Raw genomic sequence first — 14,565 nt, forward strand, 5'->3', positions numbered from 1 at the left:
CCGGCGCCGGGCACCTCGCTGCCGCCGGTCAAGGGCGCCAGCTACGAGGCCGGCCTCAAGGGCGAGCTGATGGACGGGCGGCTGAACGCCACCTTCAGCCTCTTCAATGTGGAGCGCACGGGCACGGCCGTGGTGGACCCGCGCTACGAGACCAGCAACAGCCGCTGGAGCGGCAACTGCTGCTACCTGGCACAGGGCAAGGTCACCAGCCGGGGCTTCGACATGGAACTGGGCGGCGAGCTGCAGCCCGGCTGGCAACTGGCAGCGGGCTACACCTTCAACAACACCCGCGACCGCAGCACCGAAAAGACCTACAGCAGCATCACGCCGCGCCACCTGTTCAAGCTGTCCACGGCCTATACGCTGCCGGGCGAGCTGTCGCGCTGGAAAGTGGGCGGCAGCGCCCAGATCCAGAGCACGCACTACGTCAGCGGCACGGCGCTGTCGGCGGCGGGCACGTCCGTGCCCTTTGACTTCACGCAGGGCGGCTACGCGCTGTGGAATGCCATGGTGCAGTACCGCATCGACCCGCGCTGGACGGTCACGCTGAACATCAACAACCTGCTCGACAAGACCTACTACCAGACCCTGGGCACAACGTTCAGCAACAACCTGTATGGCGCACCGCGCCACGCCATGCTCACGCTGCGCGGCAGCTTCTGAGGACGGCGGCGCAGGCGTTCGGGCCGCCGTTGTGCAGTCAGCGGCCTTGCGGGGGATCACACCACGCGCCGGGCCTCCACCTTCACATGGCCGGCCAGCAGGTCGGCACTGTCGCGGATGGCGCGCAGCGCATGGGCCAGGGCCTGCTGGCTGTGGTGCTCCTGCGGTGCATGCACTGCCGCCAGGGCCAGTTGCGCCAGGGCCGAGATCTCGGAGCAGTTTTCCTGCACGCTGCTGTGGATCTCGGTGATGGCGCTGGTCAACTGGTGCAGGCTGGGTGGCTGTGTCTTGGGGGTGTCTTTGTCCATGGCCATGCCTCAGCCCTGCGGGCGCACCGGCTCATGGGTGCGGCAGTCGAGCAGGTGCGCCATGGCTTTGGCGGCTGCCTCGGCCGCTTCAGCGCGGCGCATCTCGGCCGCGTCTTCGAATCCGCAGCCCATGGCCTGGGCCTCGGTGCCGGCGTAGTCGGCCAGCGTCTCGGCGCTGTCGCGGATGCTTTGCAGGGCGCGGGCCACCACATCCATGTGGCGATGGCCCTTGGGCGTCTCCAGCCATGCCAGGGCCAGCTGGGCGATGGAGGAGATCTCTGCACAGCCTTGCTGCACGAGATGGTCCACCTGGGTGAGGGCATTGGACAGCTGCCGGGTGCTGTGGCTGTCCGTGGCGGGGGTGGGCTGGGCGGGGTTCATGCCTGGGCCCTCCGTGTGGAAAGGGCGGCGCCAAAAGAGGGCGCGCAGGCGAGTGCCAGAGAAACGGCAGTCATGTTTCCGTGCTCCTTACTGAGACTGAAACCACCGACTCCGCGTTTTGAAGCACGAAACAGGTGGACGGGATGTTCAAAACACACAGCAAGATGTGCGGACGCCCTTACGGGTAGCCCCATCCCGCCCGAAACCGCAGGGGCGTGGACGAGCGTCCACAGCCCGGAATCCAGACGTGACAAGGCCTCGCTTTCGGGGAGGCAGCACCGCTTACTAAATGGGTGTTTTGAAGCACCGGCCCCGGAACAGGGGGCTGGTGCGGATGATAGCGCGTGCGGCGTGCGCAAAGTCGCTTCGCGGCCCGTTGCACCTTGCGATCGCGCCCTTTCGGGGATGGCCCAGGGACCGCTGAAAGAGCCCGGCATGCATTGCGTTTATTGAGAATGATTCTTCTTTGCGCGGTTATGATCCAGCCCCATGGATTTGTCCGCCTCCTTCACCCGCGCTCTGCTTTCCGGCTTTGACCGGGCCTATGCCGACCTGGTGCGTGCCGCCACGCGCAGCACGGGCAGCCGCGAGGAGGCGGGCGACCTGGTGCACGACACCTGGCTGCGGCTGGCGGAACACGCGCGCAGCGCCCCGGCCGAGGCCGCAGACCTGGCCGGGGCCGCGAATCCGGCCCAGATGCCGCGCGACGCCACGGCCTATCTGGCCGTGATGGCCCAGCACATGGCGCTGGATGCGCACCGCCGCCGCCAGCGCCATGCCCGCTACCTGGGCGAGGCGGCAGTCCATGAACAACTGGCGCCCAGCCATGCGCCCGATGTGGCCGACTCCGTCATGTACCGCCAGGCGCTGGCCGTGCTGGAGTCCGCCTTGCACAGCCTGCCCGAGCGCTGCCGCGCCGCCTTCATCGCCCACCGCGTGCAGGGCGAGCGCCAGCCCGAGATCGCCGAGCGCCTGGGCGTCAGCCTCAACACCGTGGAGCGCGACCTGATCCAGGCCAGTGCCTGCATAGAGGATGCGCTGCATCGCTGGCGCGGTACGCGGCCCGGCGGCGCCGTTGCACGACATGCAGGTCGGCGGCGCAGCCTGGCCGCGCTGCTGGGCGTGGCCGGTTTCGGCCTGGGCGGCAGCCTGGGCTGGCAGCAATGGCGGCACTACCGCGACACGCATGTGCAGTGGCAGGCCGGCTGGTCCAGCCTGCGCGGCCAGCAGGTGCGCCATGGCCTGCCCGATGGCTCCAGCCTGCTGCTGGACGCGCTCAGCAGCGCGCAGGTGGAGTATTTCGCCACGCGGCGCGTGGTGCAGCTGACGCAGGGCGCAGCCTTCTTCGAGGTGGAGCGGGACGAGGACCGGCCCTTCACCGTGCAGGCCGGCGGCGTGCGCGTCACCGTGCTGGGCACGCGCTTCGGCGTGGAACTGGCCACGGGCGCCCAGGGGCAGGAGCGGGTCACGGTGCAGGTGGAGTCGGGGCGTGTGCGCGTGCAATCCGATGCGGATGGCGGGCGCTTCTATGAATTGTCTGCAGGCCAGGGCCTGCGCATGGAAGGCACGGTGGCCACGCAGACCCGGGGCGATGCCGGGCAGGCGGCCTCCTGGCGGCATGGCGAGCTGGTGTTTGCCGATGCCACGCTGGGCGAGGCCCTGGCGCGGCTGTCACGCTATGCGCCGTTCGACCTGCAGGCCACACCCGAGGCCGCGCGCCTGCCCCTGAGCGGGCGCGTGCGCATCGCCAAGGCCCATGCCTGGGTGCGGGCGCTGCCCCATGCGCTGCCGGTGCAGGTGCGCAGGCAGGCCGATGGCGGCCTGCTGGTGGCCACGGCGGGCTGAGGCGTGACGGTGGCAAGAGCAACTGCATGCGCACGGCAGCGGGGCGCACATTGTTTTTCAGGAGTTTTCCTGGCCAGTCGTCATGGCAGTGATCCCTGTGGGTCCCTTCCATCACTGCCAAGGACGATTTCCATGCATCCGCTTTTCCCTTCTTCGGGCGCCTGCCGCGCCGCCCTCCATCCGCTGGCCCATGCCGTGCTCTGCCTGGGCCTGGCCATGCCGCTGCAGGCGGCGCTGGCCCAGCCGGCCGCACAGACGCTGCGCTTCGACATAGCGGCGCAGCCGCTGGCCAGCGCGCTGGACCAGTTCGCGCGGCAGGCCGGGCTGCAGCTGGTGTTCACGCCCTCGCTGGCCGCGCAGCGGCAGGCGCCGGCCGTACGGGGCGAGCTGCCGCTGCGCCAGGCGCTGGATGATTTGCTGGCCGGCAGCGGCCTGCAGGGCCATGTGCAAGAGGGCACGCTGACCGTGCAGCCCGTCGCCGCCATCGAAAAGACGCTGGCCGAAGTGCGGGTGAGCGCGCGCCGGGCCATCGACGGCACGACCGAGGGCACGGGTTCGTACACCAGCCGCGTGACCAGCATTGCCTCCAAGACGGACCAGTCGTTCCGCGAGATCCCGCAATCGGTGTCGGTGATCACGCGCCAGCAGCTCGACGACCGCCGCATGACCGACATCCGCGACGCGCTGGCCGCCACGCCCGGCATCACCACCAGCCAGATCAATTTCGACTCCACCTATTTCTATTCGCGCGGCTTCCAGATCGACAGCATGCAGATCGACGGCGGCGCGCCGCTGAACATCGCCCAGTACACCTACAGCGTCAACCAGAGCATGGACTTCTACGACCGCGTGGAGGTGATGCGCGGCGCCTCGGGCCTGCTGGGCGGCGTGGGCGATCCGGGCGGCATCATCAACATCGTGCGCAAGAAGCCGCTGGCCGAGCCGCGCTTCGTGGTGCAGCAGTCCATCGGCAGCTGGAACAACTACCAGACCATGGTGGATGCCACGGGGCCGCTGGCCCTCGATGGCCGGGTGCGCGGCCGGGCCGTGCTGTCCTACCAGGACACCGACCAGTTCGTGGACATCAAGCACACGCGCGCTCCCCAGTTCTACGGCGTGGTCGAGGCGGACCTGACGCCAGACACCCTGCTGACCGTGGGCATGAGCCGCAGCAAGATCCGCACGCGCGGCGATGGCGGCGGCGATGTGCCGCGCTACAGCGACGGCAGCGATATCGGCCTGCCGCGCCACACCAGCTTCACCCAGGCCTGGGCCACGGGCCGCAAGGACAACAGCGAGCTGTTCGGCGCGCTGGAACACCGCTTTTCCGCACGCTGGAAGGGCAAGCTCAACCTGACCCGCAGCAAGTCCAGCTATGACGGCTCCACGGTGTTCGGCTACGGCGCGCTGGACCCCGCAACCGGCCTGGGCGTGAACTGGAACGGCGGCGGCCACTACCTGTACGAGAACCGGCAGACCGTGCTGGACGCCAGCCTGGCCGGCAGCTTCGACCTGGGCGGGCGCACGCACGAGATCCTGCTGGGCATGGACCGGCAGAAGGTGGAGAGCTTCTGGAACGTGGGCTATTCCACCGATGCCACGGGCGTGGAGCCCATCGATGTCCACAACCCCGGCGCCTGGCGCCCCGCGCCGGCCGGCGACATCTCTCGCCGCTACAACCCCTGGGGCCAGGACCAGTCGGGCGGCTATGGCGTGCTGCGCCTGCATCCGACGGACCGCCTGCATGTGATCGTGGGCGCGCGCTATGCCAAGTACCGCTTCAACCAGGTCTATGAGTCGCTGAATGCGGCGGGCCAGTGGGAATTGGCATCGGGCAGCCGCTTTTCCGAGCCGGCCAAGTTCACGCCGTATGGCGGGGTGATCTATGACTTGAACAACCAATGGTCGGCGTATCTGAGCTATTCCTCGATTCTCAAGCCGCAGGCGCTGTCCAAGTCGGGGCCTCCTCCGGGCAATTCGCTGGACCCGGTCAAGGGCAAGAGCTATGAGGCCGGTTTCAAGGGCGAATTGGCCGATGGCCGGCTCAATGCCACATTCAGCCTTTTCAACGTGGTGCGCACGGGCACGGCGGTGACGGATACGCGCTATCCGAGCAATCACGAGGAATGGTCGGGCAATTGCTGCTTTCTGCCGCAGGGCAAGGTGACCAGCCGCGGCTTTGACGCCGAGATCGGCGGCGAGCTGCGCCCGGGCTGGCAGATCGCGGCCGGCTACACCTACACCACCACGCGCGACAAGACCGAGGATGCGCCCTACAGCAGCATCACGCCGCGCCATCTGCTCAAGCTGTCCACGGCCTATGTGCTGCCGGGCGAGCTGTCGCGCTGGAAGATTGGCGGCAGCGCCCATATCCAGAGCAAGCACCATGTGCGCGATACGCTGTATGACGCCGACTGGAATGAAGTCGGCCGCTACAACTTCACCCAGGGCGGCTATTCCGTCATCAATGCGATGGTGCAGTACCGGATCGATCCGCGCTGGACGGTTTCCCTGAATCTCAACAATATCTTTGACAAGACGTACTACCAGACCGTGGGCTATGCGAGCGGCGGCAATTTCTATGGAAAGCCGCGCAATGCGGTGCTGACGCTGCGCGGCACCTTCTGAGGGCCGGGGCGGGGTCCAGGAGGGCCCGCCCCAGTCTGACCCAGGCCACTGGCCGCAATGGCGAAAACCATTGCGGCTGGCCTTTTTTTCGATCTCGTTTGTCATGTATGAGGAGGGCCTTGAAGGCCGCCGCATCACGGCATCTGTTTTGGCCCCTTGTTTGCACGCATTCGTGCGTTCCTGTGCTTATCCGAATACCCATTACATGCCCCAATCCCAACCCGCTGATCCTGCAGATACCACCCAGGCCGACAGGCCCGTCCATCCGGGCCTGCTTGTCCTGTCCCGCCTGCTGGCCGCCGTCTTCGGCGGCTATGCGCTGGCCAGCGCGCTGGCGGCATTCCTGGCCGCTGCGCTGCCCGGCGCGCGTGTCGATGCCGTGATCGCCGGCATGCAGTGGAGCTTTGCGCTGCACGCGCTGGCGGTGATCTGGGCGTTCTCGCCGGTTTCGGCGGGCCGGGTCTGGCTGGGGTTGCTGGTGCCTGCGGCCCTGATGGGCGGCGCCGCGCTGCTGCTGGCGCGCAATGGCGCGGGAGGCTGAGATGGCAAAGGCGCAGATCAGCAAGGTCCCCGGCAGCGGCGCTGCCACGGGCGGTTTCCGCCAGGCCCAGGCCTGGCTGCATACCTGGTGCGGGCTGTGGTTTTCGTGGCTGCTGTTCGCGGTGTTCCTCACGGGTTCGCTGGCCGTGTTCCAGGAAGCCATCACGCACTGGATGACGCCCGAGCACCATGCCGAGGAGGCGGCCGAGGCGGCAGCGCGCGCCGCCGCGCCGGCCGGGCAGGGTGCGGACCTGGGCCAGCGCCTGGCCTGGGGCGCGGCCTACATGCAAAAGCACCACCAGGGCGCGCAGATGTGGGAGATCTGGCCATCCGACGACAAGGGCGGCGGCGACCTGCGTGTCTACTGGTTCGACGCCAACCGCCAGTACGCCGATGCCGAGCTGGACACCGCCACGGGCGAGGAAATGGGGGCCGGCCACGGCCACGGCGCCGCGCGCGCCACCATGGGCGGCAACCATTTCGTGGACTTCCACTATGAACTGCATGCAGGGCAGGTGGGGCTGTGGGTGATCGGCATTGCCGCCATGGCCATGCTGGTGGCCCTGGTCAGCGGCGTGATCACGCACAAGCGCATCTTCAAGGACTTCTTCACCTTTCGCGCACGCAAGGGCCAGCGCAGCTGGCTGGACGCGCACAACGCCGTGGCGGTGCTGACGCTGCCCTTCCAGTTCATGATTGCCTATACCGGCATCGCCATCTCCAGCCTGAGCTTCATGCCCGCTGGCGTCTGGACGGTCTATGGCACGGACCAGGCCGCCCGCACGGCCTTCATCGCCGACATGAACGAGGCCGGGCCGCCCGCGCTGTCCGGCAAGCCCCTGGCGGTGCCCGATCTGGAGCCCTTTGTGCGGCGCGGCCAGGAGCTGATGGGCCAGGCGGTGCGCGCGGTGGTCGTCAACCATCCCGGCGATGCATCGGCACGCATCGGCGTCTACGGCTGGAACAGCGATGACCGTGCGCATCAGCGCCTGAGCCCCAATTCGGGCATGGCCATGTTCTCGGCCGCCACGGGCGAGGTGCTGCAGGTACGCCTGCCCGGCGGCGCCGACGGCGGCACCCCCTCGCTGGCCCAGGCGGTCATGGGCGGGCTGCACATGGTCAAGTTCGGCGGGCTGGCCATGAAGTGGCTGTACTTCCTGTGCGGCCTGGCGGGCGCGGCCATGATGGCCACGGGCGCCATCCTCTTCATGGTCAAGCGCCGCAGCCGCCACCAGGGCGAGTTCGGCAGCGCCACGGCGCGCGTGTACCGGCTGATCGAGGGCCTGAACGTGGCGGCCATCGCCGGGCTGGGCCTGGGCTGCATCGGCTACCTGTGGGCCAACCGCCTGGTGCCCGTGGGCCTGGCGCACCGCGATGACTGGGAGCTGGCCGTGTTCTTCGGGCTGTGGGGCCTGGCGCTGGTGCATGCGCTGGCCTGCGCGCCGGCCACGGCCTGGCGCCAGCAGATGGGCCTGCTGGCCATGCTGTGCCTGCTGCTGCCGCTGCTCAACTGGATCACCGTGGGCGAGCCGCTGTCGGCCCACATGCTGGAGGGCGACTGGGAAAGCGCCGGGGTGGAGCTGTTCTGCCTGGCCACGGGGCTGGCGGCCGCCTGGGCCTGGCGCTGGCTGGCGCGGCGCGGCGCGGGTGCCGCCGCCAAGGTAAAGACGGCCAAGGGGCAGGCCGCCGTAGCCGGCCCCTCGGAGGTGCAGGCATGAGCACGTTGCACGCATCCCTGGCCGCACTGGCCCTGGCCTTTGCAGGCATGGCGGCCCTGGCCTTTGCCATGGACCGCCACTACGAACAATTGACCGGCGCGCGCGAGCTGCCGGCCCGTCGCGGCCCGCAGTTGCGCAGCCTGGGCACGGCGCTGCTGGCGCTGGCCCTTGTGCCCGTTCTTTCGGGCTGGGGCGGCACGGTGGGCTCGGTGGCCTGGCTGGGCTTTGTGTCCGCCGGCGCGCTGATGGCCGTGGCCCTGATCAGCGCCCATGCGCGCTGGGCGGCGCGGCTGGCCTGGTTGGCTGGCGTGCTTGCCGTGGCGGATTTGGCGTGGATTGTTTTCAGTTTCGGTACTACGGGGTTTTTCAGATGAGTTTCCTGCTTTCGTTCCAGTTCGGGGTGTGTGTGGTCGGGAGGCAAGCATGACGCGCACGCAGCAACGCTGGAAAGCCATCGCCGTGGCGGTGGTCCTGTTGGCGGCGGCCGGGGGCGCGGCCGCCTGGTGGTCCAGCCGGCCTGCCGTGGCCTACCAGACCGAGACCGTGGCGCGCACCGATATCGAGTCCACCGTCACGGCCATCGGCACGCTGCAGCCGCGCCGCTATGTGGACGTGGGCGCCCAGGTGTCGGGCCAGGTCACCCGGCTGCGCGTGGAGCCCGGCGCCCAGGTGGAGAAGGGCGCACTGCTGGTGGAGATCGACCCCAGCGTGCAGCGCGCCACGGTGGATGCGGGGCGTGCCTCGCTGGCGGGCCTGCGCGCGCAGCTGGCCGAGCAGCAGGCGCTGCGCAAGCTGGCCGAGCAGCAGCTCACGCGCCAGCGCCAGCTGGCCCGCGACGGGGCCACGCGCGAGGAAGACCTGCAGACCGCAGAAGCCAACCTGGCCGCCGCCGGTGCCCGCATGGAGCACCTGAAGGCCCAGATCGACCAGACCCAGGCCACGCTCAAGGCCGACGAGGCGCGCCTGGGCTATACGCGCATCTACGCGCCCATGGCGGGCACCGTGGTGTCAGTGGAGGCACGTGAGGGCCAGACGCTGAACGCCACCTACCAGACGCCCAACATCCTGCGCATTGCCGACCTGTCGGCCATGACGGTGTGGACCGAGGTGTCCGAGGCCGACGTGCGCCGCGTGCGCGACGACATGCCGGTGTACTTCACCACGCTGGGTGGCGCCGACCAGGCCAGGCCCCGGCGCTGGTCCAGCAAGGTGCGCCAGGTGCTGCCTTCGCCCTCTACCAGCCAGGCGCCGGCCGGCGGCAATGCGGGCCAGGCGCCTGCGCCCGCCACCAAGGCCGTGGCCTATACCGTGCTGTTCGATGTGGACAACGAGGACGCCGAGCTGATGCCCCAGATGACGGCCCAGGTGGTCTTCGTCACCGGCCAGGCCGCGCAGGCACTCACCGTGCCGCTGATGGCCGTGGCCGACAAGGCGGGAACGACTGACAAGGCGGAAAAGGCAGAGAACGGCGAGAAGGCCGGCAGCACGCAGACCGTGCGCGTGCTGGACGCCAAGGGCCAGCCCGAGCAGCGCACCGTGCGCCTGGGCGTGCGCAGCCGCCACCAGGCCGAGGTGCTGGAGGGCCTGCAGGAAGGCGAGCGCGTCATCGTCGGCGAGACGCCTCTGGACCGTGGCCCGCGGTGGCTGCAATGGTGATGGGGCAGGGCATGCAGGCCGGCGCGCCGCTGACCGCACCGCTGATAGAGCTGCGCGGCATCACCAAGCACTACGGCGGCGGCGACAGCGGCCAGCCCGCCGTCACCGTGCTGCACGGCATCGACCTGGAGATACGTGCGGGCGAGTTCGTCGCGGTGGTGGGCAGCTCGGGTTCGGGCAAGTCCACGCTGATGAACATCCTGGGCTGCCTGGACCGGCCCAGCGAGGGCAGCTACCACTTCCAGGGCCAGGACGTGGCCACGCTGGACTCGGACGCGCTGGCCTGGCTGCGGCGCGAGGCCTTCGGCTTCGTCTTCCAGGGCTACCACCTGATCGCCAGCGAAAGCGCCAGCGAGAACGTGGAAATGCCTGCCATCTACGCAGGCCTGCCCAAGGAAGAGCGCGTGCGGCGCGCCCGAGCGCTGCTGGAGCGCCTGGGCCTGGGATCGCGCCTGGGCAACCGGCCCAACCAGCTGTCGGGCGGGCAGCAGCAGCGTGTGTCGATTGCGCGTGCGCTGATGAACGGCGGCCAGATCATCCTGGCCGACGAGCCCACGGGCGCGCTGGACTCGCACAGCGGCGCCGAAGTCATGGCCCTGCTGCGCGAGCTGGCCGATGCGGGCCACACCATCATCCTCATCACCCACGACCGCACTGTGGCCGCCCAGGCGCGCCGCGTGATCGAGATCAGCGACGGCCGCATCACCAGCGACAGCCAGCGCGACGATGCCGCAAACGGGGTGAATGCGGGCGCCGCTGCCCTGCCGCTCACGCCGCAGCGCGGCAGCGCCGGCGCGCCCTGGCTGGCCGAGCTGTTCGAGGCCGCGCGCAGCGCCTGGCGCGGCATGCGCATGAACCGCGTGCGCACCAGCCTGACCTTGCTGGGCATCGTCATCGGCGTGGCCTCGGTCATCGTGATGCTGGCCATTGGCGAGGGCGCACGGCGCAAGGTGGTTGAGCAGATGGGGACCATGGGCACGGCCATCCTCTACATGGGCAGCAAGCCGCCGGCCACGGGCGGGCCGGCCGGGCAGATGACCGAGGAAGACCTGGCCGCCGTGCGCGAACTGCCCGAGATACGGCGCGTGATGCCCGTGATCGGCGACCCCATCACCGTGCGCTACGGCAAGGCCGACAAGCAGATCTACGTGTTCGCGGCCAGCGAGGAGATGCCCCTGGTGCACCACTGGAAGCTGGCCCAGGGCCGCTACTACACCGAGGCCGAGGACCGCGACCTGGCGCCCCTGGTGGTCCTGGGCCACAAGGCGCACCAGCACTTCTTCCCCGACACGCCCAACCCGCTGGGCCGCCAGCTGATCATCGGCACGTCGGCCTTCGAGGTCATCGGCGTGATGAGCGAGCGCGGCGCGGACTCGGGCGCGCAGAACTATGACGACATGGTCTTCATTCCCTACCGCTCGGGCCGGGCGCGCGTCTACCAGTCGCAGACCCAGCCCGACTATGTGGTGATCGAGGCCATGTCCTCCGATGTGGTGCACGAGGCGGAAGAGGCCATGCGCAAGCTGCTGCTGGCGCGCCACGGCGGGCGTGAGGACTTCGGCATCGGCAACGCGGCCGCGCGCATCCAGGCCGAGGCGGCCACGCGCCAGAGCATGGCGGTGATGCTGGGCCTGATTGCCGCCGTCTCCCTGGTGGTGGGCGGCATCGGCGTGATGAACGTGATGCTGATGACGGTGCGCGAGCGCACGCGCGAGATCGGCATCCGCATGGCCACGGGCGCGCGCCAGCGCGACATCCTGCGCCAGTTCCTGACCGAGGCCAGCCTGGTCACCTTCGTGGGCGGCACGGTGGGCCTGCTGGCCGGGCTGGCCGTGGGCGTGGTGCTCATCGTGGCGGGCGTGCCCGTGGTGTTTTCGGTGCGCGCCATGCTGGGCGCCTTTGCCTGCGCCGTGGTGACGGGCCTGGTGTTCGGCTACATGCCGGCCAAGACGGCGGCGCGGCTGGACCCGGTGCGCGCGCTGGCGGGAGAGTGAGATGAAAGACATGAACGACAAGACGCTGGGAAATGCGCGCCTGGGCTGCATCGCCCTGGCCCTGGCTGCGCTGGGCGGCTGCGCCGCGCAGCAGACGATGCCGGACAGGACAGCGCCTGCGCTGGCCGCTTCCTGGAAGCAGCAGGGCGAAGTCCTCCCTGCCTCCGTCTCACCGCAGTGGTGGCAGGCCTTTGGCAGCGCGGAGCTGGGCGGCATGGTGCAGGTCGCCCAGGACCAGAGCCTGGACATGGCTGCCGCCATGGCCCGCGTGCGCCAGGCCGAGGCGGCCACGCGCCAGGCAGGCGCGGCGCTGCTGCCCTCGCTCAATGGCGAGCTGCGCGCCCAGCGCATGAACCACGCGCAGGTAGCGGGCGGGCAGGCCAGCGTCTATGGCGCCGCGCTGACGGCCTCGTATGAGGTGGACTTCTGGGGCCGCAACCGCGCCACGCGCGATGCGGCGGCGGCGGCCTGGCAGGCCAGCCGGTTCGACCAGGACACGGTGCGCCTCACGGTCACCGCCCAGGTGGCCCATGGCTGGCTGCAGGCCGTGGCGCTGCGCGAACGCCAGGCCATTGCGGCGCGCAACGTGGCCAATGCCGAGCGGCTGCTGGGCCTGGTGGAGTCCCGCGCGCGCGCAGGTGCCGCCACCCAGCTGGAGCTGGCCCAGCAGCGCGGCCTGGTGGCCAGCCAGCGCCAGGCCCTGGCCACGCTGCGCCGCCAGGGCGAGGATGCCGATGCCACGCTGGCCGTGCTGCTGGGCCAGGCCCGGCGCCCCGCGCTGGCCACGGACTCGCTGCAAGCCCTGCAGCTGCCCGAGATCGGCGCAGGCCTGCCCACGCAGCTGCTGCAGCGCCGCCCTGACATTGCCAGTGCTGAGGCGCAACTGACCGCCGCCAGCGCCAACCTGCAGGCCGCCCGCGCAGCGCTGTGGCCCCGGCTGACCCTCACGGGCAGCGCGGGCACCAGCGCGGGCCGCGCCAGCGACTGGCTGCGCGAGCCGGTCTATTCGCTGCTGGCCGGACTGGCCGGCCCCATCTTCGACGGCGGCCGTCTGGCGGCCGAGCGCGATGGCGCCCAGGCCCGGCGCGAGGAGCTGCTGGCCGGCTATTACAAGTCCATCGTCGCCGCCTATGGCGATGTGGACCTGGCGCTCAACGCCGTCCACGGCCTGAAGGCCCAGGCCGAGGCCCAGGCCGAGGTGCTGGCCCAGGCCCGCCAGGCCGTGTCGCTGGCCGAGCTGCGCTACAAGGCCGGGGCGGAAAGCCTGCTGTCCCTGCTGCAGGCCCAGACCACGCTGTACGCGGCCCAGGACGATGCCGTGCTGCAGCGCCTGCTGCAGCTGCAGGCGCGCGTGGCGCTGTACCGGGCGCTGGGCGGGGGATGGGAGGCGCCTGCCATGGGCATTGAAATGCCGGAAAGACAGGCACAAAAAAGCCAGGAGGCATTGCCACCTGGCTGAGAGGGAAGGGCCAGGGTCGCCACCCGATCCTGCCGGGTGTGCGGCCTCAGGCCTCAGGCTTGAAGCCTGCTCAGCTGCCGCGCGTGATGGGCACGCCGGCATCCTTGCCGTAGGCGCCGTACTTGCCCAGCTCCCACTTGGCGATGGCGTTGCGGTGCACTTCGTCCGGGCCGTCGGCAAAGCGCAGCGTGCGCGCGTGGGCGTAGGCGCTGGCCAGCGGGAAGTCGTCGCTCATGCCGCCGCCGCCGTGAACCTGCATGGCCCAGTCGATGACCTGGCAGGCCATGCTGGGGGCCACGACCTTGATCATGGCGATCTCGCTGCGCGCCACCTTGTTGCCGGCAATGTCCATCAGCCAGGCGGCCTTGAGCGTGAGCAGGCGCGCCATGTCGATGCGGCAGCGTGCCTCGGCGATGCGTTCCTGCGTCACGGTCTGTTGGGCCACGCTCTTGCCGAAGGCGATGCGCGAGCTGGCGCGCTTGCACATCAGCTCCAGCGCGCGCTCGGCCAGGCCGATCAGGCGCATGCAGTGGTGGATGCGGCCGGGGCCAAGGCGGCCCTGGGCGATCTCGAAGCCACGGCCCTCGCCCAGCAGGATGTTGCCCACGGGCACGCGCACGTTCTCGAAGTACATCTCCATATGGCCGTGCGGCGCATCGTCATAGCCCATGACGTTGAGCGGACGCACGATGCGGATGCCGGGCGCGTCGCCGGGCACGATGATCATGCTCTGCTGCGAGTGCTTGGGCGCATCGGGGTCGGTCTTGCCCATGGTGATGAAGACCTGGCAGCGCGGATCGCCGGCACCCGAGATCCACCACTTGTGGCCGTTGATCACGTACTCGTCGCCCTGGCGCTCGATGCGGGTGCAGATGTTGGTGGCGTCGGAGGAGGCCACCTCGGGCTCGGTCATGGCGAAGGCCGAGCGGATCTTGCCCTCCAGCAGCGGCTTGAGCCAGCGCTCCTTGAGTTCGGTGCTGCCGTAGCGCGCAATGGTCTCCATGTTGCCGGTGTCGGGCGCAGAGCAGTTGAACACCTCGCTGGACCATGGCACGCGGCCCATGATCTCGGCCAGCGGCGCGTATTCCTGGTTGGTCAGGCCGCCGCCCTTGTAGCCAGCGGCCTCGGCGCTGTCCACGGGCAGGAAGAGGTTCCACAAGCCTTGCTCCCGGGCCTTGACCTTGAGCTTCTCGATGGTCTGCAGCGGCGTCCAGCGCTTGCCTGCGGCGGTGTTGGCTTCCATCTCGGCGGCATAGTCCTTTTCGCCGGGATAGATGTGCTCGTCCATGAACTTCAGCAGGCGTTCCTGCAGGTCCTTGGTCTTGGGCGAATATTCAAAGTCCATGGATGCGCTCCTTCTCTTGGCTTGTCGC

The 14,565-nt window shown here is 69.5% G+C and carries 12 protein-coding genes; 9 read left to right on the plus strand and 3 right to left on the minus strand.

Going from position 1 to position 14,565, the window contains the following annotated elements:
- The coding region (locus ACM14_RS15880) for a TonB-dependent siderophore receptor (protein WP_139093444.1) at nt 1-663 on the plus strand (663 nt) is incomplete at its 5' end.
- Nucleotides 664-719: 56 nt separating this feature from the next.
- On the opposite strand, the gene ACM14_RS15885 is transcribed toward ACM14_RS15880, so the two are convergent.
- Both ACM14_RS15885 and ACM14_RS15890 read right to left on the minus strand, forming a co-directional pair.
- Nucleotides 720-977, minus strand: a complete 258-nt coding sequence (locus ACM14_RS15885) for a hypothetical protein (protein ID WP_065346681.1) — start codon at nt 975-977, stop codon at nt 720-722.
- Between the two features lie 3 nt (nt 978-980).
- The gene (locus tag ACM14_RS15890) at nt 981-1,352 is read right to left on the minus strand and encodes a hypothetical protein (RefSeq protein ID WP_065346682.1); all 372 of its coding nucleotides are present in this window, start codon (nt 1,350-1,352) and stop codon (nt 981-983) included.
- Between the two features lie 489 nt (nt 1,353-1,841).
- Here ACM14_RS15890 and ACM14_RS15895 point away from each other — a divergent pair, with 489 nt between their 5' ends.
- From ACM14_RS15895 to ACM14_RS15930, 8 genes are all read left to right on the plus strand, one after another.
- Entirely contained in the window at nt 1,842-3,197 is a 1,356-nt protein-coding gene (locus ACM14_RS15895) for a sigma-70 family RNA polymerase sigma factor (protein ID WP_063326384.1), read from the plus strand.
- A 132-nt stretch (nt 3,198-3,329) separates the two neighbouring features.
- Nucleotides 3,330-5,825: a TonB-dependent receptor gene (locus tag ACM14_RS15900; protein ID WP_065346683.1), complete on the plus strand. Its 2,496-nt coding sequence runs from the start codon at nt 3,330-3,332 to the stop codon at nt 5,823-5,825.
- Between the two features lie 205 nt (nt 5,826-6,030).
- Complete coding sequence (locus ACM14_RS15905) at nt 6,031-6,366, plus strand: DUF3649 domain-containing protein (protein WP_065346684.1); 336 nt, start codon at nt 6,031-6,033, stop codon at nt 6,364-6,366.
- A 1-nt stretch (nt 6,367) separates the two neighbouring features.
- Nucleotides 6,368-8,083: a PepSY domain-containing protein gene (locus ACM14_RS15910; RefSeq protein ID WP_065346685.1), complete on the plus strand. Its 1,716-nt coding sequence runs from the start codon at nt 6,368-6,370 to the stop codon at nt 8,081-8,083.
- Nucleotides 8,080-8,457 carry a DUF3325 domain-containing protein gene (locus ACM14_RS15915; RefSeq protein WP_065346686.1) on the plus strand — a complete coding sequence of 126 codons (378 nt, stop codon included), beginning with the start codon at nt 8,080-8,082 and terminating at the stop codon, nt 8,455-8,457. The genes ACM14_RS15910 and ACM14_RS15915 overlap by 4 nt, the downstream gene beginning before the upstream one ends.
- 49 nt (nt 8,458-8,506) lie before the next feature.
- Nucleotides 8,507-9,739: an efflux RND transporter periplasmic adaptor subunit gene (locus ACM14_RS15920; RefSeq protein ID WP_065346687.1), complete on the plus strand. Its 1,233-nt coding sequence runs from the start codon at nt 8,507-8,509 to the stop codon at nt 9,737-9,739.
- On the plus strand, nt 9,739-11,733 hold the full coding sequence (locus tag ACM14_RS15925) for an ABC transporter permease (protein ID WP_052155350.1): 1,995 nt from the start codon (nt 9,739-9,741) through the stop codon (nt 11,731-11,733). The genes ACM14_RS15920 and ACM14_RS15925 overlap by 1 nt, the downstream gene beginning before the upstream one ends.
- Before the next feature lies 1 nt (nt 11,734).
- On the plus strand, nt 11,735-13,192 hold the full coding sequence (locus ACM14_RS15930) for an efflux transporter outer membrane subunit (RefSeq protein WP_065346688.1): 1,458 nt from the start codon (nt 11,735-11,737) through the stop codon (nt 13,190-13,192).
- A gap of 70 nt (nt 13,193-13,262) precedes the next feature.
- Here ACM14_RS15930 and ACM14_RS15935 read toward each other — a convergent pair whose 3' ends face one another.
- Nucleotides 13,263-14,537 (minus strand): acyl-CoA dehydrogenase family protein, encoded by a 1,275-nt coding sequence (locus ACM14_RS15935; RefSeq protein ID WP_012205123.1) that lies wholly within the window; start codon nt 14,535-14,537, stop codon nt 13,263-13,265.
- Between the last annotated feature and the right edge of the window lie 28 nt (nt 14,538-14,565).

It is taken from the genome of Delftia sp. JD2, assembly GCF_001682645.1.
GTDB lineage: Bacteria > Pseudomonadota > Gammaproteobacteria > Burkholderiales > Burkholderiaceae_C > Comamonas > Comamonas acidovorans.

Coding starts and splice junctions, on each gene's coding strand:
- ACM14_RS15910 (WP_065346685.1), top strand. CDS start 6,368: ATGGCAAAGGCGCAGATCAGCAAGGTCCCCGGCAGCGGCGCTGCCACG.
- ACM14_RS15920 (WP_065346687.1), top strand. CDS start 8,507: ATGACGCGCACGCAGCAACGCTGGAAAGCCATCGCCGTGGCGGTGGTC.
- ACM14_RS15890 (WP_065346682.1), bottom strand. CDS start 1,352: ATGAACCCCGCCCAGCCCACCCCCGCCACGGACAGCCACAGCACCCGG.
- ACM14_RS15935 (WP_012205123.1), bottom strand. CDS start 14,537: ATGGACTTTGAATATTCGCCCAAGACCAAGGACCTGCAGGAACGCCTG.
- ACM14_RS15905 (WP_065346684.1), top strand. CDS start 6,031: ATGCCCCAATCCCAACCCGCTGATCCTGCAGATACCACCCAGGCCGAC.
- ACM14_RS15885 (WP_065346681.1), bottom strand. CDS start 977: ATGGCCATGGACAAAGACACCCCCAAGACACAGCCACCCAGCCTGCAC.
- ACM14_RS15915 (WP_065346686.1), top strand. CDS start 8,080: ATGAGCACGTTGCACGCATCCCTGGCCGCACTGGCCCTGGCCTTTGCA.
- ACM14_RS15930 (WP_065346688.1), top strand. CDS start 11,735: ATGAAAGACATGAACGACAAGACGCTGGGAAATGCGCGCCTGGGCTGC.
- ACM14_RS15900 (WP_065346683.1), top strand. CDS start 3,330: ATGCATCCGCTTTTCCCTTCTTCGGGCGCCTGCCGCGCCGCCCTCCAT.
- ACM14_RS15895 (WP_063326384.1), top strand. CDS start 1,842: ATGGATTTGTCCGCCTCCTTCACCCGCGCTCTGCTTTCCGGCTTTGAC.
- ACM14_RS15925 (WP_052155350.1), top strand. CDS start 9,739: ATGGGGCAGGGCATGCAGGCCGGCGCGCCGCTGACCGCACCGCTGATA.